The organism is Streptomyces ureilyticus, assembly GCF_011045025.1.
Taxonomy (GTDB): domain Bacteria; phylum Actinomycetota; class Actinomycetes; order Streptomycetales; family Streptomycetaceae; genus Streptomyces; species Streptomyces ureilyticus.
Genome location: NZ_JAAKZX010000103.1, coordinates 1 through 20,767, shown reverse-complemented (window position 1 = coordinate 20,767; position 20,767 = coordinate 1). Strand labels below are relative to the sequence as shown.

Annotated in this window: 15 protein-coding genes and 1 pseudogene; 9 read left to right on the top strand and 7 right to left on the bottom strand. The window is 69.1% G+C overall.

Annotated features, from left to right (window positions below):
• The first annotated feature begins 11 nt into the window (after positions 1-11).
• The 4 genes from G6048_RS27880 (at position 12) to G6048_RS27865 (ending at position 4,237) form a co-directional block, all read left to right on the top strand.
• Positions 12-827: an ABC transporter permease gene (locus G6048_RS27880; protein ID WP_165342340.1), complete on the top strand. Its 816-nt coding sequence runs from the start codon at positions 12-14 to the stop codon at positions 825-827.
• The gene (locus G6048_RS27875; RefSeq protein WP_165342339.1) at positions 824-1,603 is read left to right on the top strand and encodes an ABC transporter ATP-binding protein; all 780 of its coding nucleotides are present in this window, start codon (positions 824-826) and stop codon (positions 1,601-1,603) included. Before G6048_RS27880 ends, G6048_RS27875 begins: the two co-directional genes overlap by 4 nt.
• 60 nt (positions 1,604-1,663) lie before the next feature.
• On the top strand, positions 1,664-2,647 hold the full coding sequence (locus tag G6048_RS27870) for an aliphatic sulfonate ABC transporter substrate-binding protein (protein ID WP_165342338.1): 984 nt from the start codon (positions 1,664-1,666) through the stop codon (positions 2,645-2,647).
• A 108-nt stretch (positions 2,648-2,755) separates the two neighbouring features.
• Positions 2,756-4,237, top strand: a complete 1,482-nt coding sequence (locus G6048_RS27865) for a sulfatase-like hydrolase/transferase (RefSeq protein ID WP_165342354.1) — start codon at positions 2,756-2,758, stop codon at positions 4,235-4,237.
• Between the two features lie 253 nt (positions 4,238-4,490).
• On the opposite strand, the gene G6048_RS27860 is transcribed toward G6048_RS27865, so the two are convergent.
• Both G6048_RS27860 and G6048_RS27855 read right to left on the bottom strand, forming a co-directional pair.
• Entirely contained in the window at positions 4,491-4,967 is a 477-nt protein-coding gene (locus tag G6048_RS27860) for a hypothetical protein (RefSeq protein WP_165342337.1), read from the bottom strand.
• A gap of 668 nt (positions 4,968-5,635) precedes the next feature.
• Positions 5,636-6,268: pseudogene (locus G6048_RS27855) on the bottom strand (trimeric intracellular cation channel family protein); the annotation flags it as partial.
• A 392-nt stretch (positions 6,269-6,660) separates the two neighbouring features.
• Here G6048_RS27855 and G6048_RS27850 point away from each other — a divergent pair.
• The gene (locus G6048_RS27850; RefSeq protein WP_235990398.1) at positions 6,661-7,857 is read left to right on the top strand and encodes a DUF418 domain-containing protein; all 1,197 of its coding nucleotides are present in this window, start codon (positions 6,661-6,663) and stop codon (positions 7,855-7,857) included.
• 435 nt (positions 7,858-8,292) lie between these two features.
• A complete protein-coding gene (locus tag G6048_RS27845; protein WP_165342336.1) occupies positions 8,293-9,483 on the top strand; it encodes a glycoside hydrolase family 19 protein in 1,191 nt (396 codons plus the stop codon).
• 224 nt (positions 9,484-9,707) lie between these two features.
• On the opposite strand, the gene G6048_RS27840 is transcribed toward G6048_RS27845, so the two are convergent.
• Positions 9,708-10,979: a hypothetical protein gene (locus tag G6048_RS27840; RefSeq protein ID WP_165342335.1), complete on the bottom strand. Its 1,272-nt coding sequence runs from the start codon at positions 10,977-10,979 to the stop codon at positions 9,708-9,710.
• Positions 10,980-11,399: 420 nt separating this feature from the next.
• Between G6048_RS27840 and G6048_RS51525 the strand changes: the two genes are divergently transcribed.
• The gene (locus tag G6048_RS51525; protein ID WP_328827148.1) at positions 11,400-11,990 is read left to right on the top strand and encodes an IclR family transcriptional regulator domain-containing protein; all 591 of its coding nucleotides are present in this window, start codon (positions 11,400-11,402) and stop codon (positions 11,988-11,990) included.
• Here G6048_RS51525 and G6048_RS27830 read toward each other — a convergent pair.
• Positions 11,881-12,852, bottom strand: a complete 972-nt coding sequence (locus G6048_RS27830; protein WP_165342334.1) for a hypothetical protein — start codon at positions 12,850-12,852, stop codon at positions 11,881-11,883. The genes G6048_RS51525 and G6048_RS27830 overlap by 110 nt on opposite strands.
• 316 nt (positions 12,853-13,168) lie before the next feature.
• Here G6048_RS27830 and G6048_RS27825 point away from each other — a divergent pair, with 316 nt between their 5' ends.
• Both G6048_RS27825 and G6048_RS27820 read left to right on the top strand, forming a co-directional pair.
• Complete coding sequence (locus G6048_RS27825; protein WP_235990396.1) at positions 13,169-13,978, top strand: N-acetylmuramoyl-L-alanine amidase; 810 nt, start codon at positions 13,169-13,171, stop codon at positions 13,976-13,978.
• A 350-nt stretch (positions 13,979-14,328) separates the two neighbouring features.
• Positions 14,329-15,540: a DUF418 domain-containing protein gene (locus G6048_RS27820; RefSeq protein ID WP_235990394.1), complete on the top strand. Its 1,212-nt coding sequence runs from the start codon at positions 14,329-14,331 to the stop codon at positions 15,538-15,540.
• A 67-nt stretch (positions 15,541-15,607) separates the two neighbouring features.
• Here G6048_RS27820 and G6048_RS27815 read toward each other — a convergent pair whose 3' ends face one another.
• From G6048_RS27815 to G6048_RS27805, 3 genes are all read right to left on the bottom strand, one after another.
• Complete coding sequence (locus G6048_RS27815) at positions 15,608-17,413, bottom strand: type IV secretory system conjugative DNA transfer family protein (RefSeq protein ID WP_165342349.1); 1,806 nt, start codon at positions 17,411-17,413, stop codon at positions 15,608-15,610.
• Between the two features lie 23 nt (positions 17,414-17,436).
• Positions 17,437-18,936, bottom strand: coding sequence for an ATP/GTP-binding protein (locus G6048_RS27810; protein ID WP_235990402.1), 1,500 nt, complete (start codon positions 18,934-18,936; stop codon positions 17,437-17,439).
• Between the two features lie 158 nt (positions 18,937-19,094).
• Positions 19,095-20,591, bottom strand: a complete 1,497-nt coding sequence (locus tag G6048_RS27805) for an SCO6880 family protein (protein WP_165342333.1) — start codon at positions 20,589-20,591, stop codon at positions 19,095-19,097.
• Positions 20,592-20,767: the final 176 nt, after the last annotated feature.

Sequence of the window (20,767 nt, the reverse complement as noted above, 5' to 3'; positions counted from 1 at the left end):
GTGAGGAACCCATGGCTGTGATCACCCCTCTCGACAAGACAGCCGCTCCTGAGCAGCAGCGGCAGCAGCAAACACGTCGTACCGTCCGGCCGCTGGTCCTGGGCGGCCTGGCCCTCGTGGCGGGTATCGCCGTCTGGGCCGTCGTGGCCGCCCTTGGACTGGTCGAGAACCTGCCCACGCCGGCGGCGGTGGCCAGCAAGGCGGGCACCATGATCGCCGACGGCACGCTGGCCTCCGATACGGCCGCCAGCCTGCGCCGGGTCTTCATCGGCTACGCACTCGGCGTGGTCGTGGCGGTCCCGGTCGGCTTCCTCATGGGCTGGTATCCGGCGGTGCGCGCCGTGGTCGAGCCGTATATCCAGTTCTTCCGCACCATCCCGCCGCTCGCGCTGATCCCGCTCGCCGTGGTGCTCCTCGGGATCGGCGAGGTGCCGAAGATCGCCGTGATCTACCTGGCCTCGTTCATGGCCTGCGTCGTGGCCTCCTTCCAGGGCGTCGTCGACGTGGACAAGACCCTGATCAACGCAGCCAGGGTGCTGGGCGCCTCGGACCGCGTCATCTTCGCCAAGGTGGTCGTGCCGGCGTCCACGCCGTTCATCCTCGTCGGCATGCGGATCGGCCTCGGCGCGTCCTGGGCCACCGTGGTCGCCGCCGAACTCATCGGTGCGCAGGAGGGGTTGGGCTACCGGATGCAGAAGGCGGCCACCTGGTTCGACATGGACGCGATCTTCGTATCGCTGATCACCATCGGAGTACTCGGGCTCGTCATGGACCGGCTGTTGCTGCTGGCCGAGCGACGCCTCACCGGCTGGCAGGAGCGACGATGAACAGCAAGATCAGTTTCCGTGACGTGGTGAAGACCTTCCCGATGAAGGGCGCCACCTTCACGGCACTGGGCGGGGTGGACCTGGACATCGCGGACCGGGAGTTCGTCACCGTCGTGGGTCCGTCCGGCTGCGGCAAGTCCACGCTGATGAGCATGGCCGCGGGACTGCAGGAGCCCGACTCGGGCAGCGTCCTGGTCGACGGGAAGCCGGTGTCGGGTCCCGGCCCCGACCGGGGTGTGATCTTCCAGCAGTACGCCCTGTTCCCCTGGCTGACCGTGCGGCAGAACGTGGAGTTCGGGCTCAAGCTCGCCGCCGTACCCGCCGAGGAGCGCAGGCGGCGCGCGGACGCGGCCATCGGCCTCGTGGGACTCGGTGAGTTCGCCGACGCCCTGCCCAAGACGCTGTCCGGCGGCATGAAGCAGCGCTGCGCCATCGCCCGCGCGTACGCCGTTGACCCTCAAGTGCTCCTGATGGACGAGCCGTTCGGCGCTCTCGACGCGCTCACCCGGGTGCAGTTGCAGGACCAGCTCCTGGAGACCTGGAGCCAGGAGAAGCGGACCGTGCTGTTCATCACCCATGACGTGGACGAGGCCGTCTACCTGGCCAACCGTGTCGTCGTCATGGCGGCCGGCCCCGGGCGCATCCACCGCGTCATCGACGTGGACCTGCCCTATCCGCGTACGGAGGAGATCCGGCTGTCCCCGGAGTTCCGCCGCATCCGCAACGAGGTCTGGACGTCCGTCTACCACCAGGACGAAGCCGCCTCGGCCGCGTAACCGCCCGTCGGCGGCCTTCTGTTACTCACCCTCGCACCGCACCGAGAGGATCCATCCACCATGCCCCGAAGCACGGTCAGGCACGCCCTGACGACACTGCCCGTCGTATTCATGCTGTCGCTGTCCGTGAGCGCGTGTTCCGGGAGCGGCTCCGGCGACGACTCCACGGTCAGGTTCGGCTACATCGGCGACTACAACGGGGCCAGTCTGCTGGCGATCGCCGAGAAGCAGCAGCTGTGGAAGAAGGCCGGGCTGACCGCGGAGGTGAAGTCCTTCAACAACGGTCCGGTGCAGATCCAGGCGCTCGGTGCCGGCGACCTCGACTACGGCTACATCGGCCCAGGCGCGATGTGGCTGCCCGCGTCCGGCCAGTCCAAGATCATCGCCATCAATACGCTCACGTACGCCGACCGGGTCATAGGCCAGCCCGGGATGGAGTCCATGAAGGACCTCAAGGGCAAGCGGATCGGCGTGCCCGAGGGCACCTCCGGCGACATGATCCTCAACATCGCGCTGGAGGAGGCCGGGATGACCGACAAGGACATCACCAAGGTCAACATGGATCCGTCCACGATCGTCTCCGCCTTCTCCTCGGGGAAGATCGACGCCGCCGGCTTCTTCTATCCGGCCATCGACACCATCAAGCAGAAGGTGCCGGACCTGGTGGAGGTCGCCAGCACCAAGGACACCGGGGATTCCTTCCCCACCGCGTTCGTCGCCGGCAACAAGGTGCCGGAAGACAAGAACAGCAAGGTGGTCAAGGTGCTGCAGCAGGCCAACGACTGGCGCCAGGCACACCCCGAGGAGACCATCGCGCTCACCGCGAAACTGCTGGAGGTCTCCGAGGCCCAGACGAAGGCCGACGCCTCCCACGTCCAGACCCTCTCCACCGCGGACCTGGCCGCCAAGTCCAAGAGCGGCGAAGTGGACAAGTGGCTCAAGACGCTCGGCGACTTCTTCGTACGCAACAAGCAGCTGGACGAGAACCCCGATCCCGGCGACTACTACGCGGGCGACCTCTACGAGCGGGCGCAGGGCGACTAGGGGGCGAAAGCGTCCTCCGGGACCGCGTCCTTACTGCTCCCTCCTTGCTGCTCGCCAGGCAACTCGATACGCCCGTACGACTCGAAAGGCACCGCCGTGCGCCACAACATGCTCTTCCTGATGACCGACCAGCATCGCGTCGACACCCTCGGTGCCTACGGCAACCCGCATGTGCGCACGCCCAACCTGGACCGCCTCGCCGCGCAGGGCACCCGCTTCGACAGCTGCTACACGCCGACCGCCATCTGCACTCCGGCCCGGGCCAGCCTGCTGACCGGCGCGGCACCCTTCAGGCACAAGCTGCTCGCCAACTACGAGCGCAACGTGGGGTACTTGGAAGACCTGGCCGACGGCCAGTTCACCTTCGCCGAGCACCTGCGCGGCGAGGGCTACAACCTGGGCCTCCTCGGCAAGTGGCACGGCGGCGTCCGGCGCACCGCCGCCGACTACGGCTTCCAGGGCCCGGACCTCGCCGGCTGGCACAACCCCGTCGATCACCCCGACTACCTGGCCTACCTCAAGCAGAACGGCCTGCCCGAGTACGCCATCAGCGACCGGATGCGCGGCACGACCCCCAACGGCAGCCCCGGCAATCTCCTCGCCGCCCGACTGCACCAGCCCGTCGAGGCCACTTTCGAGTACTACCTGGCGACCCGCACCATCGAGATGCTCCACCGATTCGCCGCGGACGAGCAGGCCGGGAAGGGCGCCCCGTTCTTCCTCGCCACCCACTTCTTCGGCCCGCACCTGCCGTACATCCTCCCCGACGCGTACTTCGACCTGTACGACCCGAGCTTGGTGGAGCTACCGGCCTCCATCGGCGAGACGTTCGCGGGCAAGCCACCGGTGCAGAGCAACTACAGCAAGCTGTGGGCGTTCGACACCATGCCGATCGAGGACAGCCGCAAACTCATCGCCGTCTACTGGGGATACGTCACCCTCATCGACGAGCAGATCGGCCGCATCCTCGACGCCGTACGGGAGTTGGGCCTGGACGAGCGCACCGCGGTGTGCTTCACCGCCGACCACGGCGAGTTCACCGGCGCCCACCGGCTGCACGACAAGGGCCCCGCCATGTACGAGGACATCTACCGCATCCCCGGGCTGCTGCGGGTGCCGGGCGCCGTACCCGGCCAGGTGCGCGAGGAGTTCGTCTCCCTCACCGACTACACGGCGACCATCCTGGAACTCGCCGGCAGCGACCCCGCCCCGGCCGTCGACAGCCGCAGCCTGCTGCCCCTCGCCCGCGGCGAACGACCGGCCTGGGACGATCACCACCTGGCCGAGTACCACGGCCACCACTTCCCGTACCCGCAGCGCATGCTCCGCACCCGCCGCTACAAGCTGGTCGTCAACCCCGAGTCACACAACGAGCTGTACGACCTCCAGACGGACCCGCACGAGCTCCTCAACCGCTACGACCACCCCGAACTCCGGGACGTACGCACAGAGTTGATGCACCGCCTCTACCGCCTGCTACGGGACCGCGGCGACAATTTCTTCCACTGGATGACGCCCATGTACGACGTGCCGACGGACCACGACACGACGCTGTCGTCGTTCGAGAAGGAGAAGACGGAGAAGGCGTGACGGTAGTGACGCAGAGTAGCTGGTGCCCCCAACGGGATTCGGACAGCCACGGCACAACAAACCCGACGGGAACCAACACTTTCCACGAACGTTGAGCTGCAGCGTCGCCACCGGGAGTGTCCCCGAGTGACTGATCAAAAACGCTGTAGCTGCCCGACGTCGCTGGATCAGCGCATCAGAAAACGCCCAATGCTCTCAAGTCGGGCTGGATCTCCCTCAAGTCCCGTTGGCCGGGAAGGACCCTCGTCCTTCCTCACCAGTTCGCGTGGGCAGCCATCTCGGCGAGGAGCTGCTCATCAGGAAGTTTGCCGGGGAGGACCGGGATGCCGACTGGTCCCGGAGACTCCTTTGTGCAGTGCGTGCAGTCCGGGTACCCCAGGCAGGAGACGATGCTTTCGCCCTCATCTCCCCATGCGGCGGCCGGGTTGGGTGTCCAGGCCGGACGCGGCAGCGGCGCGTCGGGCAGCCAGGTGACGCCGCGCTCGTCCCACTCCACCCTCACCGCCACGGGTTGCCCTTCCCCGGTTCCGCGCCAGGCTGTGGCCACGTGGCGTCCGTCGTGTTCGCGGTCGAGGACACACGGCGTCGCAAGCTCCGGCGGCATGGTCCAGCACTCGCTCCGGGCCCAGTTCCGCCCGTCTGCACGGTGGTCGCCGTCGTGCGCGGGCACTCTCGCGCACAGCAGCGCCCCCGTGGGATCGGGTACTCCGCAGTCGTCGTTCACCGACACTTCGTTCGGCCTCCTTGGGGTGTCGCGGGGTCGGGGCGGGGAGATGTCAGAACGGCGGGCCGTGCGGGTCGTAAGGCTCGCCGCGCTCGGGCCAGATCCGCAGGACGACGTCCTCGTCCGCAGGCGTGGGCCCCAAGTGGGCGATGCCCGGCTGCCCTCAGGGCGGCGGCCGCCTTCGCTGAGCTTGCGCGGCCCGCAGACAGGAGCACCTCGACCCCGGCAACGCGGACGCAACCAGATCGGTTCACCCCCTGACCCGTTCACCAGTTGTCTGGAACCGGGATCGCCCGGCTGGAGTGGCCGGGATTCCCCCGCCGTGCGGCAGGTCTGGTGGCTCACTTTTCATCCGCCGTACGTGGCCCTCGTTTCACCCTTGCCGAGAATCAGGAGCTTCCGGCAGCTGTCTGCTCGTGCCCCGTGGAATCACCATGGTGACTCGTCGGGCGAGCACGATTTGCCCGTCCTCGCTCGCTCCATACGAACCGCGTGTCGGGGACGGGGCGAACACCGCCGTACGACTGGTTGTCCCGACGGAGCTGGACCGTTTGGACCTCGACATGGCTCAGGGTGACGGTGTCGGCCTCCAGGGCGGACCGCACTTTCTGTGGAGTCGAATCCGTAGTCGTCGGCTGGTGGCGCATCCCCGAGAACGGGTCACGCCAGAAGTGTGACCGCGGAGTGCGCCAACGGTAGCGCAGAGCGAGCACGCGCAGGAGGAGGGCAAACACCGCCGTACCGACGGCCGTACCGACGTTGAGTAAGCCGCCAACGTGGAGAGCAGCCGTCGAGCCCGCTCCGACCAGAGCGGGCAGCGCGTACAGATCGCGGTCCCACTTGAGCAGCGATGGCACTTCCAGGGCGAGAATGCTTGCCAGAGCACCGCCTCCCACGGCGCTCACGCTGCCGAGGACCGCGGCTGCTGGAATGTTGAAGCCGTGGTCAAGTGCCTTGATCGTGCCAGTGACACTGAAGATCCCAAGTGCGCCGGCGTCGGAAATATCCAAGAGCGCGCTCTTGCGAACCTTGTGGTCATCATGCAACCGGTGACCGAAGTAGACGATCAAGGCAGCAGCGACCGGCGTGAAGAAATAGCCAAGGTCGGTGAAGGCAACCGGTGTTACCCCGAGAACCAGGTCCCGGAAGAGACCGCCTCCCAGCCCAGCGGCCCAGCTCAGGATGAGCGTCCCGAACAGGTCGAAGTCCCTGCGTACCGCCATGAACGCCCCTGACAGGGCGAAGGCGAAGATACCCAGGAGGTCCATCATGTGTTGTATTTCGCCACTCAAGTCGTTGATCAGCACCAGTCCGGCCTCCAATGACCGGATACAGGCTCGTAAGGCGCCACGCGCTTCAAACGACCCACGAGTTCGAGTGCCTGTCGAGGCGCGACGTGGTCGCCGCCGGTGACGCTGTCGCCATCTTCGTCCCCGCGCATACCTGTTCCTCTTCCTCCCCTCATAGCCGACTGCGTGATCTCCGTCGGGACTGCCACGGCGGTCCCGGCCACCACAACGGACGCCATACGGAAACAGTTCACTGGCTCAACACCGGTCAGGACCGAAGGCCACCGTCTCGACACGCCGGCCCAAAGACCCGCCAGAGCGGGACCCTCTGGTGAACTGCGCAGCTCCGTGGCACGTAGAGCAACTCTGAGCCGAATGCGCCGGTTATTGGACCAGTCCCGGAGAACCCCTTGCATGCCTCGCGCCGTACACAAACACCTTCCGACGCCACGTCGGTACCGGGGCGGAGCCGCGTCTGGGAGGTCGACGTACTGCGGGGGTTCGCGCTGCTGGGCATCCTCCTGGTCAACGTCCAGATCATGGCTGGGCAGCAGGTGGGTCCGGAAGGCGAACTGGTCGTGTCACAGTCGGACAAGGTGGTCGAGTGGCTGGTCACAGCCCTGATCTCCGCCAAGTTCTACCTGGTGTTCTCGTTCCTGTTCGGGTACAGCTTCACTCTGCAGCGAGCCTCGGCCGAGCGCGCGGGTGCACCCTTCGCACCCCGGCATCTACGCCGTCTGATCTGTCTGTTCCTGCTCGGCCTCGCTCACGGCGTGCTGCTGTTCTCAGGCGACGTCCTGATGGTTTACGCGGTGCTGAGTCTCGTACTGTTCTGGGTCCGGGACTCCGCGGCACACACGCTGGTGCGGGCTGCGATCTGGCTCATAGTCGGTGTCTCGGCATGCCTGCTGGCCTGGGGATTGTTCACGGTCCGATGCGCAGAGCCGCTGGGGCCGCAGGACATCTCGTCCACGGTGAACGCGAGCGTGGCGGCCTGGCGGGGCGATCCCGGCTCGGTCGTCGGGGCCCATCTGCGGGTGCTGCATGACACGCTGGGCTGGAGCATCGTCTACTCGGCCGACATGCTGGCCGCCCTCCTGCTCGGACTCGCCGCGGGCCGACGTCGGATCCTCGCCGACAGCTTCCGGTACCGCGCGTGGCTGACACAGATCGTCATCTGCTGCCTGCCGATCGGGCTGGCCGGAAGTGTCTTCATGGCCATCTGCCGCAACGGGCCGCTCGATGCGCGCTGGTACGACGTCGGTTCGGCTGTCGGCGTGCTCACCGCTCCGTTCCTGTCCGTTGTGTACGTCTGCGGCCTGCTGCTCCTGTTGCGCACCGGCCTCGGCCGGCGGGTCGGATGTGCCCTGGCCCCGGCCGGCCGGATGGCCATGACCAACTACCTCACGCAGTCGTTGGTGATGGCCCTGGTCTTCACCGGATACGGTCTGGCGTGGTACGGCCGCTTCGGGATGACCGTGCTGCTGCTCGGCTGCTTCGCCCTGTACGCGGCACAACTGACCCTGAGCAGCCACCTGTTGCGCCACGTACCGTACGGGCCGGCCGAATGGCTGTTGCGCACGGCTACCTTGGCGCGCAGGCCGTGAAGCCGCCAAGCGCAGCCCGCCGGGTCTAAGCCCGTACCTACCAGGACACCTGACCCTGAACCTCGACACCGCACGTCCAGCTCGGGTCGGCGACTCGGGGAAACGGATCGGGATGGCCGAGATGGCCATGATCTGCCGATAGTCCCGGCGCCAACACATTGGTGTCGGGTCCTTGCCGCCACAACCCATCGAGCGTGGCTCCGCCTCCTTCCCGAAGCTCAGCCTCAAGAACCTCCACCCGCTGCCGGTCGGCTCCAGGGCCTGTTCTGAGTTGCCCCGCGGCGCGGCGAATGAACCGTCTGCTGCTCCTGGCCGTGATGCCTGCGTCAGTCAGCGGACGGTGTCGGCATCGACGACTTCGGGAGCAGTGTCGGTTCGCTGGATGCAGCGGCGAATCCGCCCCCACCTTCACGACAGAACCAAGGAGTGACATCCATGAGGTCCACCACACCCCGCTTAGGGTGGCGCACTTCCGGAAGACTTGTTCGCGTCGGCTTCGCAGCAAGCACCATCCTGGCCGCCATTGCAGCCACTGTGTTCGCCGCCGCACCGGAGAAGCTGGGCCTTGCGGCCGAATCGTCATCGTCGGAGGGCCCGATTATCGGATTGGCGGGCAAATGCATCGACGTGGCGGAGGGAAACAGCGCCAACGGCACCGCCGTTCAGCTCTTCGACTGCAACAGCACCGACGCGCAACTCGTGTCGAGACGAGCTGACGGAACCCTGCGGGTGTTCGGCAAGTGCCTGGACGCTCGCGACTTCGGGACCGCCGACGGGACGGCGGTCCACCTGTGGGACTGCCACGGCGGCCCCAACCAGCAGTGGGTGGTCAACGAGGCCCATGACATCGTCAACCCGGCCGCGGACAAGTGCTTGGACGTGCGGGACAGCAACGGCTCCAACGGCGCGCGCCTCCAGATCTGGACCTGCACCGGTGCCGCGAATCAGAAGTGGACCACCACGAAGCCCGGGGCGCGACTGCCCGGCCGTGTCCCGGCGCGGAGCGCGGGCTTCGTCGTGAGTGAGGCACAGTTCAACCAGATGTTCCCAAACCGGAATTCTTTCTACACCTACAGCGGGCTGGTCACGGCGTTGAGCGCTCACCCCGGCTTCGCCGCCACCGGCAGCGACACCGTCAGGAAGCAGGAGGCCGCCGCCTTCCTCGCCAATGCAGGCCACGAGACCGGCGGCTTGCAGCACATCGTCGAGCAGAACACCGCCAACTACCCGCACTACTGCGACCCCAACCAGTCCTATGGCTGCCCTGCCGGGCAGGACGCCTATTACGGCCGTGGCCCGATCCAGCTCAGTTGGAATTACAACTACAAGGCGGCGGGCGACGCGTTGGGGATCGACCTGCTCAACGACCCAGGGCTGGTCCAGAACGATGCAGCCGTGGCCTGGAAGACGGCCCTGTGGTACTGGAACACCCAGTCCGGGCCGGGCACTGCAACCCCACACGACAGCATGGTGAACCAGGCAGGCTTCGGCCAGACCATCCGCTCTATCAACGGGGCCCTGGAATGCGACGGTAAAAATCCCGCCCAGGTCCAGAGCCGCGTCGACTCGTACCAGCACTTCGCTCACATCCTCGGAGTTGCACCGGGAGCCGGCCTCTCCTGCTGAGACGGGCGGAACGAAACGTCCTGAGTTCCTGGCGGTTGTCCCGCATGGGGCCTGCGTGCCGACACCCGAAGCAGTGGCACTACGACGGGAGGACCGCGAACGCCGGCGGCAACGCCTACCGCGGCGCGGGCCGACCCGCCGCGCAGGGACCGGCGAGCCAGGGCTGACAACCACAACCGATGCCCGGCCCGTGCGCAGTGCGGGCCAGGCGTCAGCCATGTCGTTCACACCGTCAATCTGACGGCCTCGAGCCAGCGCTCGTCGTTGATGCTGCCGCCGAAGATGTAGTCGTCCTGCTCGGCGCACAGCTGGCCGAGCCATCCCCTGGTACGGGTGCTGGCCTCCTGGCAGACCTTGCCCTCGGGGACAGCGATGGCGAAGCCCAGCATGTGCGGGGCGTCCTGTTCGGTGCTGCCGATGTAGTTGTCGGCGCCGTCGCCCACGCTGCTCCAGGCCGTCTTCCAACCGTCTTTGTGGACGAAGGCGTTGGCCGACGTGCCTGCCGTACCGGACACCGCGATGTTCATGGACTTGACCTTCTGGTCCCCGTTCACCTCACCGGCCGCGGCGCCGTCGCACACGGGCTTCTGCCAGCCGTCGTCCTCCAGATAGACGCGATAACAGATGTGCCGCCCTGGGCGCTCACCCGCCAGCCTCGTCACGGCGGTCGCCGCGGTCTCCTGCGCGGGCGCCGTAGGTTCCGCCGACGGCGGCATCGGCTTCGGAGATGCAGGGGCAGGGGGTGAGGAAGAAAGAATCGCGGAAGGAGGAGGCGGGAGGGGCACCGAGCTCGTGGACGGCGGACTGGTCGTGGCGGTCGGTGCGGGTACGGGCTCAAGGTCCGCCGGTGGGACCTCGGCCTCGTAGCCCGACGTGGCGGCCTGGTTCTGCTCCCCGCCGCGGCCCGATCCGCCGCGGCCCGATCCGCCACCGGCCCAGGTCATCACCGACCCGACGGCGACGGATGCCACGACGGCGGCCACCAGGGCGAGCATCACGGGCCGTTCGAACAGCCCGAGCCAGTCCCTCTTGCCGCCGTCCGGCGGGGGCTGCGCCTTTCCGGAACCGGATTCTCCGACTCCACCCGGCACGCTGGTTCCCGCAGCGCCGCCGGACGTGCCGGACCCGGACCCCGCGGCTCCGCCAGACGTGCCGGCTCCCGCGGACGCGGCGGATCCCGTTCTCCCCACCTGACGCCGCTCCAGCAGCCTGCTGGTCCCGTCCGCTGCCACCTCCATGACCGCCACGTACCCCACCGACGGATCGGAGATCGCTGCCCTGACCGACGCACCCCGGGCGCGCGCATACCCGTGCAACGTCTCCAGCACCGCGACATCGACCGGCTCACCCGGCGTCACCAGAACCGGCTCATCGTCGATCACGGCGGAACCGTCAGCGGAGATGACCACCGCGAACTCGGACCCGGACCCGGTCGGCGCAACGCGCTCCTTCCCCGGCGTCCGCTCTTCTGCTTTCTCTTCCTCACCCCGGGGCATGCCTCTCCTTTCCCTAAGGCGCCGTCAATGCGGCCGCCGCCGAGAGCGACGCACCGACTTCGGCAAGCCGCTTGTCATCGATACGCCGGCACCCGAGGACACCGTGGAGGCACAAGAGGTCAGGAAGACGATCGGTATCATCGACTGACCGCCGGTTCAACTCCCAGTCGTGGACGTGGATGCCGAACTGTGGGCGCTGATCGAGCCGTTGCTGCCCCCTTGGCCGCAGAAGGCTCCCGGCCCGAAGCCGGTGGGTGGCCGGTTGGTGCCTGAGACGGCCGGGTCTGATCAGACACGGAGCTCTCCGTTCAGGCAGTGGCCACGAGCCGCCGCCCGCGCCGTGGTGCATTGCCACCACAGGGCACCGCGCCGCCCGACGTCCCCGCCGAGGCGTTGAAGGCTGCGTGCATCCTTCCCTGCATGCGCATGCGCATGCGCGCACCGAGCGGCTGGGGCGACGGGCCCGGACGGCCCCGAAGCGTCATGCCCCAGCGGCCCGCACGCCCGGCCCGCCTGTCCTTGTCCAGGAAAAGCGGGACCGGGCGGCGGGCCAGGTGCACGACGATGGCGAAGACGCCGCCCCTAGCTGTCGCGACGATGCCCGCAGACTGCTGGAGAACGCCGAACTGCGCCGTTTCACCCCGGCCACCCCTCGACGTCGACTCCCTGATGGAACGCCTCGGCCGCATCCGCCGCATCGGCTACTCCGTCACGCGAGGAGAACTCGACCCCGACGTGGTGGGCATCGCTGCGCCGATCCGTGACGAGAACAAGCCGGTCGGCGGCATCCTGAGTCGGGCCTCGCCCCGCGTGCGTGACCTGCGGCCATGGCTTGCCCGCGGGCGCCGGTTGGCAGTCCGGTCCGCCCCGCGGGAAGCACGGCGGCGATGCGCTTCCGGGCTCAGGAGTGCTCCCCGGCGTTGCTGCCCTCGAGCCACATCAGCAACACCTCGAACTCCCCGTTCTCCGTGCATCCAGGCTGTCCGCCGTCATGCAGGACGAGCTGAGTGAGCGCCCCCCGGCGCCACCAGTAGACGTGCGGACTGACCTGGCCCGCGGCGTCCTCGAAGTTGGCCGCGGCGAAGACGGTCATGGCATTGAGTGCCTGGACCAGGTTGGTGTCCTGAACGGTGCCGATGGGGCGAAAGGCCAGTTGGTGGCGGTGCGGCATGGCCACGAGAGCTCCGTTCGGGCCAAGGTCGCGCCCGGTGAGGTCCCGGGCGAGCTCGTTCATCGCCAGGACCCGGCTGGCGGTGAAGAAGGAGTCGCCCATCACCACGTCGAAGCGCGTGCCGCCCGCGCTCTGAAGGACGGTGTGGCTCTCCACCGGAAGCGCACCGAGGTTGTCCAGCGCACGGATCCGCAGGTCGACGACGCCGCCCAGCAGTGCCAGGTATTTGTCGGGCAGCGTCATCACGCTCTCGCCCATGTCCAGGGCGAGGACCTCGCACAGGCCGGGCGCGACGACACGCGCATGGGTGTACTGGGCGGCGTCCGGCTCGATGACGTCCTGCGTGACCATCCAGGGCCGCAGCCGGGCGAGAAGCTGCTCGGGTGCGAAGGTCTCCAGCGGGGACGGTCCGTCCACCACCCGCAGCAAGCGGCCGACGTGTTCGCGGATCACCTTGGGCCACCGTTTCCGCCCGCGGACGTCGTTGTGGCAGATCGCTGCCAGATTGGCCATGCCGAAGTGGCGTCCTGCGCTGTCGCTCACCGCGCCCGCATGGACGGTGACCTCCAGCCCGTGCTCGGCGAAGGCCTCACGGACCTGCGCCCGGAAATGCGCGCCTTCGTCGAGGGAGAAGAACCCGTACTCGGCGTCGCGTGGGGCGTCGCGGCGGTCACGACGCGGCGCGGGAGGGAAGATCCTCATACGTCAGCCCTTCTGGTCGGGGCGGCTCGCCACCGTGACGCCCTGGGCGGGCGCGCACGGACGGCGACTGACCGTCCGTCGGTCGGTCGGTCGGTCGGTCGGTCGAGGGTGGTGATATGGCGTCCGTTGCTGCCAGGACGCAACGGGAGCTGCCGCGTGTGGGTTCAAACCGCGACTCAAACCGTTGGGCCGGGAGCCGGGTGTGGCGGCGGGGCGTGGTTCGACTGCTTCGACGGTGGTGGGCCGCGACTGAACCGTACGGCGGACTGTGCCGTTGAGGAGATGTTCCCGCCCGGCAGCCGTATGGAGGCATACCTTGACGCAGTCACGTTCCCGCTCCGCGCATATGTCCCGTCGCGCCCTGCTGGGCGTACTCGGGGCCGCCGTCGCCGTACCCGGCGTCTCGGCGTGCTTGTCGGACAACGGAAAGTCCGCGGCCGGAAACCTTGTCTTCACAGGAAACCGGACGTCGCGCCTGGTCAGAAACTTAGTCACGCGTGCGGAGTGGGGAGCCGACGAGTCCAAGCGCCTCGGGGCGGACGGAACCGAGACCTCACCGCCCAAGTTCTTCCCGCTCCAGGCGCTGACCTTGCACCACACCGCCACCGACAACGACGACCCCGACCCGGCGGCCACGGTGCGGAGGATCTACGCGGAGCACGCGGTCGACAACGACTGGGGCGACATCGGCTACCACTTCCTCGTCGACGGCGAGGGCCGCGTCTACGAGGGTCGCTTCTCGGGCGACGACACCATGCCCGCGCATGACGGCCACGGAAACGTGGTGACGGCCTTCCACACCAGCGGATTCAACTCGGGCAACCTCGGCATCGCACTTCTGGGCGACCTGGACGCGCGGCCGCCCACGGACGCGGCGTTGGAAGCCGTCAGCGGCCTGCTGGCGGTGCTGGCGCACATGCACCGCCTCGACCCCAAGGCGCACATCACTTACAAGAACCCGGTCGACGGTGCCACCAAGAAGACCCCGACGATGGGCGGTCACCGCGACTGGATGGAGAGCGGATGCCCCGGCGGACTGCTGTACGGCAGGCTCGACGCTCTGCGCGCAGCGGTGTCCGAGAGGCAGGCGGCCCATGCCATGGACGAGGCCGGCCGCAGGGCGTAGAGCCGCTCGTCGGGGTGGTGCCATGGAGGGAGAGGGACACCCGCGGTCCTGGGGGAGAGGGGACACACGGCCGTCCCCGTCCGTCGTTCGCGAGCCGGGCTTCGCGTTCCTCAGCCCGCATCGTGCCTGGCGCCCACGACTCCCCGGCACCGGGAGCCCGCGGCTCATGGCCGCAGCGGCCGGCGTGGTGAGACGCGGGGCCAGGTCGCACCCACCTGACTGAACCGCCTCAGGGCACATCCCGTGGTGACCCCCTGAGCCGCGCGGTCGGTCGGTGCGGATGGGACCGAGCACGGATTCCCGCCGCGGACTCGGTCGTCACGACGTCGTACCGGCCACGGAGGTCCGCATTGCGCTTCTCGCCCCACACACCGACACGTGCCCGCGCCGAGTCGCCGCCCACGCGGGCGCCGCGGCGGGACGGCCGGGTCCGGGAGATTGACGTCCTGCGCGGGTTCGCGCTGCTGGGCATCATCCTGGTCAACGTTCAGGCCATGGCCGGGCCGCACATGAGCCCGGGTGGACAGCCGATCACGTCGCGTGCCGACGAGGTGGCCGCGTGGCTGGTCACCGCTCTGGTCGGCAGCAAGTTCTATCTGCTCTTCTCGTTCCTGTTCGGGTACAGCTTCATCTTGCAGCGGGTCTCGGCCGAGCGCGCGGGGGTGGCCTTCGCCCCCAGGCACGTGCGCCGTCTGGCCTGTCTGTTCCTGCTCGGTCTCGCCCATGGCGTGCTGCTGTTCGACGGCGACGTCCTGATGATCTACGCCGTGCTGGGCCTCGTACTGTTCGCGGTCCGGGACATCGCGCCGCGTACGGCGGTATGGGCCGCGGCCTGGTTCGTCGCCGGTGCCTCCGTATGTCTGCTGGCTCGGGGCCTGATCACTGTCGCCTTCTCGGAACCCGCGCGTCCGCAGGACATCGCAGCCTGGGGGCACGAGATGGTGACGGCCTACCGGGGCGGTCCTGGCTCGATCGTCCAGGCCAATCTGCAGTCGCTGCGCGGCAGGCTGGGCGGCAACATCGTGTACAGCGCCGACATACTGGCGGCCTTCCTGGTGGGCCTCGCCGCGGGCACACGTGGGGTGCTCGCCGCGCCCGGCCGGTACCGCGCGCGGATGGTGCGCATCGTCGCCTGGGGCCTGCCCATCGGCCTGGCCGGAAGTGTCTTCATGGCGGTGTGCCGCGACGGGCCGCTGGACTCGCGCTGGTATGACGTCGGATCGGCTGTCGGAGTGCTCACCGCCCCGGCGCTGACCGCCGCGTACGTCTGCGGCCTGCTGCTCCTGCTGCATACCCGCCCCGGTCGGCGAGTCGGCGACGCGCTGGCCCCGGCCGGCCGGCTGGCGCTGACCAACTACCTCACCCAGTCGCTGGTCATGGCACTCGTCTTCACCGGTTATGGCCTGGCCGGGTACGGCCGGTACGGCACCGTCGCGGTCCTGGCCGGGTGCTGCGTCCTGTACGCCGCGCAGCTCGCGTTCAGCAGATGGCTGACGCGCCATGTCGGGTACGGTCCGGCCGAGTGGCTGCTGCGCGCCGTAACTCTGGCACACAGGCCATGAAGGCTCGGGGCCTGTCGGTCAGGCACGTCCTGACCGACAGGCCCCGAGCCTGGCTGACAAGGCCGCACTAGTCGGCGGCACGTTTGTGCAGGGATACCGCATCCCTCTGCCACCTGCCCACGGCGTCCTCGACTCCCGTCGCGGCGGGCCCCGCCCAGGATCGGGTGGCCCGCTCGGTGATCGCCGCCACCTCCGCCTTGGCCGCCGCGGAAATCGGACCCGCGCCTGGCTCCTTGTACCAGGGGCGCAGGCGGATCAGGGCGGGCCGTACACCGGTGGCCAGGAGCAGTGCGGTGCCCTTGGGCAGGGCGCGGATCTTGTCCGCGGGCAGCACCGGGTCCAGCCGGTAGGAGTAGGAGCGGGAGGTGCCCTCCTTGCTCTTGGAGATTGACGGGGTACGCACGTCGGCCTGGCCGACGAGCTTGGAGATCTTCTCGACGAAGTCGGCGTCGTCGAGGCCGGCGCCGAGGAGTTTGATCGTGGCCGCGCTCCACATCGCGTCCATGCCCGCCTCGCCCCATACACGGCTGCCCTGGCGGTAGCTCTGGAGCAGCGTGACGACGTTGATGCCGCGCGAGCCGAAGTGGCTGTACAGGTCGGGCAGGTCGGAGATGCGGCAGACGTTCGCGGCCTCGTCGAGGACGGCGGTCATCGGCGGGTCGAGCCGACCGCCCATGCGCTCGGCTGCGACCACGCCCGCGCGCATCGTCGCGTCGGCGAGGCCCGCGATGACGCCCGCGGCCGAGCCGCCGCCGTCCTTGGACAGCAGGTAGAGGGTGTCCTGGGTGAGCACGTGCTGGTGCGGCTTGAACTGCGGACGATGCGGGTCGGGCGTCACCCAGGCCACGATCTCCGGGTCGAGCAGGCAGGCCACGCACTGCCGGGCGGTCTCGTAGATGCCGTCGCGGGTCTCTACCGCGCCACGGACCGTGCCCTGCAGCTGCTCGGCCATGGCGGTCATGTTGATGTCCCGCAGCAGGTCGACCGGCGTGCGGTCGGCGGGGTCGGCGAGCCAGGCCAGCAGGTCGAGCACGGAGGCCTTGCCGCGGGCGGCGGCGAGGAACAGGGCGGTGAGGGTGTTCTGGGCCGCGGAGATCCAGAAGTCCTTCTTGGACTGGTCGTCGTTGACGGAGGCCACGAAGTGCCCGGCCAGGCGGCGGGCGCCCTCGATGGTGTGGCAGTCGGCGAGGATGTCCCACCACATCTCGCGCGGGGTGTGGGCGATGCCCTGCGGGTCGAACGTCCACACCTTGCCGGTCTTCTCGCGTTCGGCGCGGGTGACGGCGTACACGTCGGACTTGTTGGACGTCAGCAGCACCGCGCCCTGGGCGCGCAGCACGCGCGGGACGGCGATGCCGGTGGACTTGCCGGCGCGCGGGGCCATCAGGTCCAGCTCCACGTCCTCGAAGGAGGAGCGCAGTTCGGGGCCGTTCGGTTCCAGGTCGCCGAGGAGGTTGCCCGTCTCGTCGGGGTGGAGGTGTTCCCGGCCCTTGAGCGAGGGGCGCAGGTCGCGGGCGCGGGCGGCGATGCCGTCCGGGCACATGGAGGCCAGCTCCCGCCGACCGGCCAGCCCTTTGGGCCGCGAGAGGAAACGCATCACGCGGCGGCCGGCCAGGACGCCGACGGCGACGACCGCGCCGAAGAGCCCGACGATCCCGGCGGTCACGCCGACCGTCGACGCGTCCGGCCACAGCTTCCCCGTTCCCTCGGTGAGCAGGGTGCCGAACGTGGTCAGGGCGAACGCCGGGGGATGCCAGCCCGCGCCGGTCAGCGCGGCGCCGATGGTCCCGCCGAGCCAGACGCCTCCGAAGAGCACCAGGCACGCGCCCGCCACCAGTACGATCGCCCACGGCGCCAGCTCGCTGCCGTACATCTTGCCCTTGGCCGCGGTCCCGCTCACCGGGGCCACCCCCCGTTCTCGGTCGGCTGCTTGGACAGGGACGGTGCGGGTGCTTGCTCGACCACCTGTCCGGCCCCGGCCCAGCGCTTGTTGGTGTCGTGCAGATGCCGCTCGGTGTCGGTGATGGCGACCTGGATCGGGATGCCGGGCCGGCCGCCGACCTTGATCAGGAAACGGCCGCGGCCGGGCGGTTCCTCGCGGTCCCCGTGCGCGGCCCAGCCCGGCGGCGAGGACCAGGAGGAGACGAGTTCGATCTCCCGGCGGGACAGGCCCACGATGTGGCCCAGCTCCTCCATCTCCTGGCGCGGCAGCCCCGCGCACACCACCATGCCGGCGCGCTCGACGAAGCCGCGCGCCTTGACCCGGTCGGCGTCGGTGCCCAGCGCCTCGGCGTCCTTCAGCGTGTGCGTGATCTTGGCGTCACCCAGGCCGAGGGTACGGTTGAGGCGGGTCAGGGCGTCGATGCGGTCGACGATGCCGGAGGCCGCGCGCAGTGGCCGCCACAGCTCGTCGAGCACGGTGAAGAACCAGCGCCGGGGCGCGAGTCCGGCGTCCGCCAGGGCGTGCGACGCGGCCACCGTGCCCAGCCCGTCGGACCATGCCGCCAGCATCGCCGCCGCGGTGAGCTGGGTGTCCGCCTCGCCGATCCGGGAGATGTCCACGCACACCGCGGGCGAATCGAGGTTGATGCGGGTGGAGGTCTCGGAGGCGAAGGTGTCCCCCAGCGGCCCGTCCAGGATGCCCAGCAGCGAGCGGTGTAGCGGGTCCACGGCGTCGCGGTAGCGGGTGTCGGATCCGCGGTCCAGGGTCACCGCCCGGACCCGGTCCGGCCCTTCGGTGAGGACCTGTACCAGGTCGGGCAGGAGGGGCGCGCGGTCCGGCGGCGTGCGTTCGCGCAGATGGTGCAGGGCCGCGGACAGCACGGACTGCTCGTGGTCGTCCATGGGGTTGTCGCGCACGATGGTGATGAGCGCGGCGACCATGTTCAGGACGCGGCCGTGCGTCTCGGAGACCAGCACGCGACCGGCCTCGCCGCCGATGCGTCGGGCCGCGGTGCCCATGGCGCCGGGATCGAGGACGTTGATGCCGCCCACTCCGCGTCCGATGGAGACGACCTGGCCGCCCAGGGCGCGCACGGTGTCGGCGTAGTCGGGCTTGAGGTCGCCCAGCACCAGCGGCACCACACCGATGGCGGACAGACCGATGAGCATGCGGTTGACCAGGGTGGACTTGCCCAGGCCCGGCATGCCGAGCATGAACAGCGACGGGTTGGAGATGTAGTGGGCGCGGGTGAACCACGAGAAGGGGTCCCCGCACACAGTGGCCCCGGTGTACAGGTGCTGGCCCAGCGGGACGCCGGTCATGGGCGCGCCCGAGCCCGCCGCGAACGGCCACAGCCCGCACGCCTGCACGGTGGTGGCGCGCCACATCGTCGGCGGGTCCAGGTTGGCGACCTGGCCGCCGCCGGGTCCGTGCCAGCCGCGCGGCGGCGCCAGTCGTTCCCTGGGTGGTCCGGCGGGCTTCTTGTTGTTCCCCTTCTTCTGGTTCTTCGAGGGCCTCCAGTCGGGGTCCTCGTCCTTGTACCTGATCTGGCCTGAGTCTTCGTCCTGGTACTTGCCCTTGCCCTTGCTCGTACCGCGTTTGTCCTTGTTTTTCACAGTGCTTCCTTCAGCTCGCGCGGCACCAGCGTGTACTCCCACGGCAGGATCCCGGCCGGCAGCGTGCAGCTGAACGCCGCCGCCTGCATCCGGTCGGCAGGGCGCATCAACAGCCGTGCCCCGGCCAGCAGGTTGCGCACCGTCACGCCCGCGTCCTCCAGTTGGGCGTCGGTGTCGACCGTCACCGTGACCATCAGTGAGAACTCCACCAGGCCGGCCCCGGTGGCCTCCTCCACCGCCGTTTGCTCGGCGGCGCGCACCTCGTTGGCGGCACGCGCCTGCACCATGCCGCGCCGGGAGGTGGCCATGAACTGCGCCGCCCGCCGGTCGGCCTCGACGATGCGCGCCGAGGTCGCCGGATCGATGGGCCGGTACAGCAGCGCCACCCGCTTGCGACGGGTACCGGGCGCGTCCTCCAGCAGTCCGCGCAGCACCTGGGCGCGCACTGTGCCGCGCGGTGCGAGGGTGAGCATCCAGGTGCGTGACACGCCCGAGTCGTGCTGGTACGCGTTGGTCTTCTCCACGGTCGCCGCGGGACCGGCGTCGTCCCACTCCAGCCCGGTGCCGCCGTGGACGGCTCGGGCTTCGAGGACGTCTCCCGCCACGGCCGGGTCGTAGGCCACCCGTACGACTTCGGCGATGCGCTCGGCCGACAGGGGGGCGGCAGGTCCGCCGCCCGCGCTCACCACTCCCGCCAGCAGACCGGGGATGCGGACGGCCAGGTCGGCGATGATGTCGTCGGCCTTGCGCTTCTGGCCGGGGGGCATCCCGTAAGTCAGCGCGAGGTAGGTGTGCATCTCCGACGACGCGGTCGGGTACCGCTCCACCACCTCCTCCATCACGGCCCGTGCCGCCGGAGGGGCGTCGGGGCGGAGACGCGGCAGCACCTCGTTGGCCAGCCGGGTTCCCGTGTCCGGGGCGGTCTCCACGACCACGCTGGCCCCGCGCAGGCCCGGTTCGCTGGACAGCCGGGACAGCCAGTGGCCCCATGACGCCACCCAGTTGTCGATCTGGTCGGGGTCGACCAGGGACCCGCCGTCGGGTTCGCAGCTGAGCACGATGGTGTACAGGTTGCGGCTGCGGTGGTGCAGCACGCCGAACGGCTGGTCGTAGGCGTCCCTGCCCTCCAGGACCCTGACCCGGCTCAGCAGTCCCGGCGGGCGGAACTTGCCGCCCGGCCGCGGGGACAGCGGACCGGAGACATAGCTGGTCCCCCCTTTGGCCTTGCGCCGGAACCAGCCGATGCGCACGGCCATGAGCGAGTAGACGTTGCGTCCGTCCTGCGTGCGGATGGCCAGCGGTACCAGGAACAGGGCCTGGAACACGATCACGACCAGCGCGAACTGGAGCGACATCATCGACGCGATGATGTCGACGATGAGCCCGCCGAACAACACGATGGTGCCGACCAGGCCGAACGGCCCAAGGCCGGGCCGTCGGGGCCTGCGCCAGTTCCCGTATGTCGGGTCGGCGGTAGCGGCTTGGGTGGACATGGCTGCAGCTGTTTCCTTTCGGTTGGATTGAGCGTGGGGGTGGCCCGGGCACCGACGTACTGCAGCTGCTTCTTGCCTGGCTGCTTCTTGTCCGTCTTCTTCGTCTTCTCGGTGTACAGCTGCAGACGGGTCGCCCAGCTGTCACCGACCTCGATGCTCTCGGGCGTCGTGTCGAG

Bases quoted from the DNA above. Each gene is read 5' to 3' on its own strand.
- G6048_RS27880 (WP_165342340.1), top strand. From the start codon at position 12: ATGGCTGTGATCACCCCTCTCGACAAGACAGCCGCTCCTGAGCAGCAG.
- G6048_RS27875 (WP_165342339.1), top strand. From the start codon at position 824: ATGAACAGCAAGATCAGTTTCCGTGACGTGGTGAAGACCTTCCCGATG.
- G6048_RS27870 (WP_165342338.1), top strand. From the start codon at position 1,664: ATGCCCCGAAGCACGGTCAGGCACGCCCTGACGACACTGCCCGTCGTA.
- G6048_RS27865 (WP_165342354.1), top strand. From the start codon at position 2,756: ATGCTCTTCCTGATGACCGACCAGCATCGCGTCGACACCCTCGGTGCC.
- G6048_RS27845 (WP_165342336.1), top strand. From the start codon at position 8,293: ATGAGGTCCACCACACCCCGCTTAGGGTGGCGCACTTCCGGAAGACTT.
- G6048_RS27840 (WP_165342335.1), bottom strand. From the start codon at position 10,979: ATGCCCCGGGGTGAGGAAGAGAAAGCAGAAGAGCGGACGCCGGGGAAG.
- G6048_RS51525 (WP_328827148.1), top strand. From the start codon at position 11,400: ATGCGCATGCGCATGCGCGCACCGAGCGGCTGGGGCGACGGGCCCGGA.
- G6048_RS27830 (WP_165342334.1), bottom strand. From the start codon at position 12,852: ATGAGGATCTTCCCTCCCGCGCCGCGTCGTGACCGCCGCGACGCCCCA.
- G6048_RS27815 (WP_165342349.1), bottom strand. From the start codon at position 17,413: ATGTACGGCAGCGAGCTGGCGCCGTGGGCGATCGTACTGGTGGCGGGC.
- G6048_RS27805 (WP_165342333.1), bottom strand. From the start codon at position 20,591: ATGTCCACCCAAGCCGCTACCGCCGACCCGACATACGGGAACTGGCGC.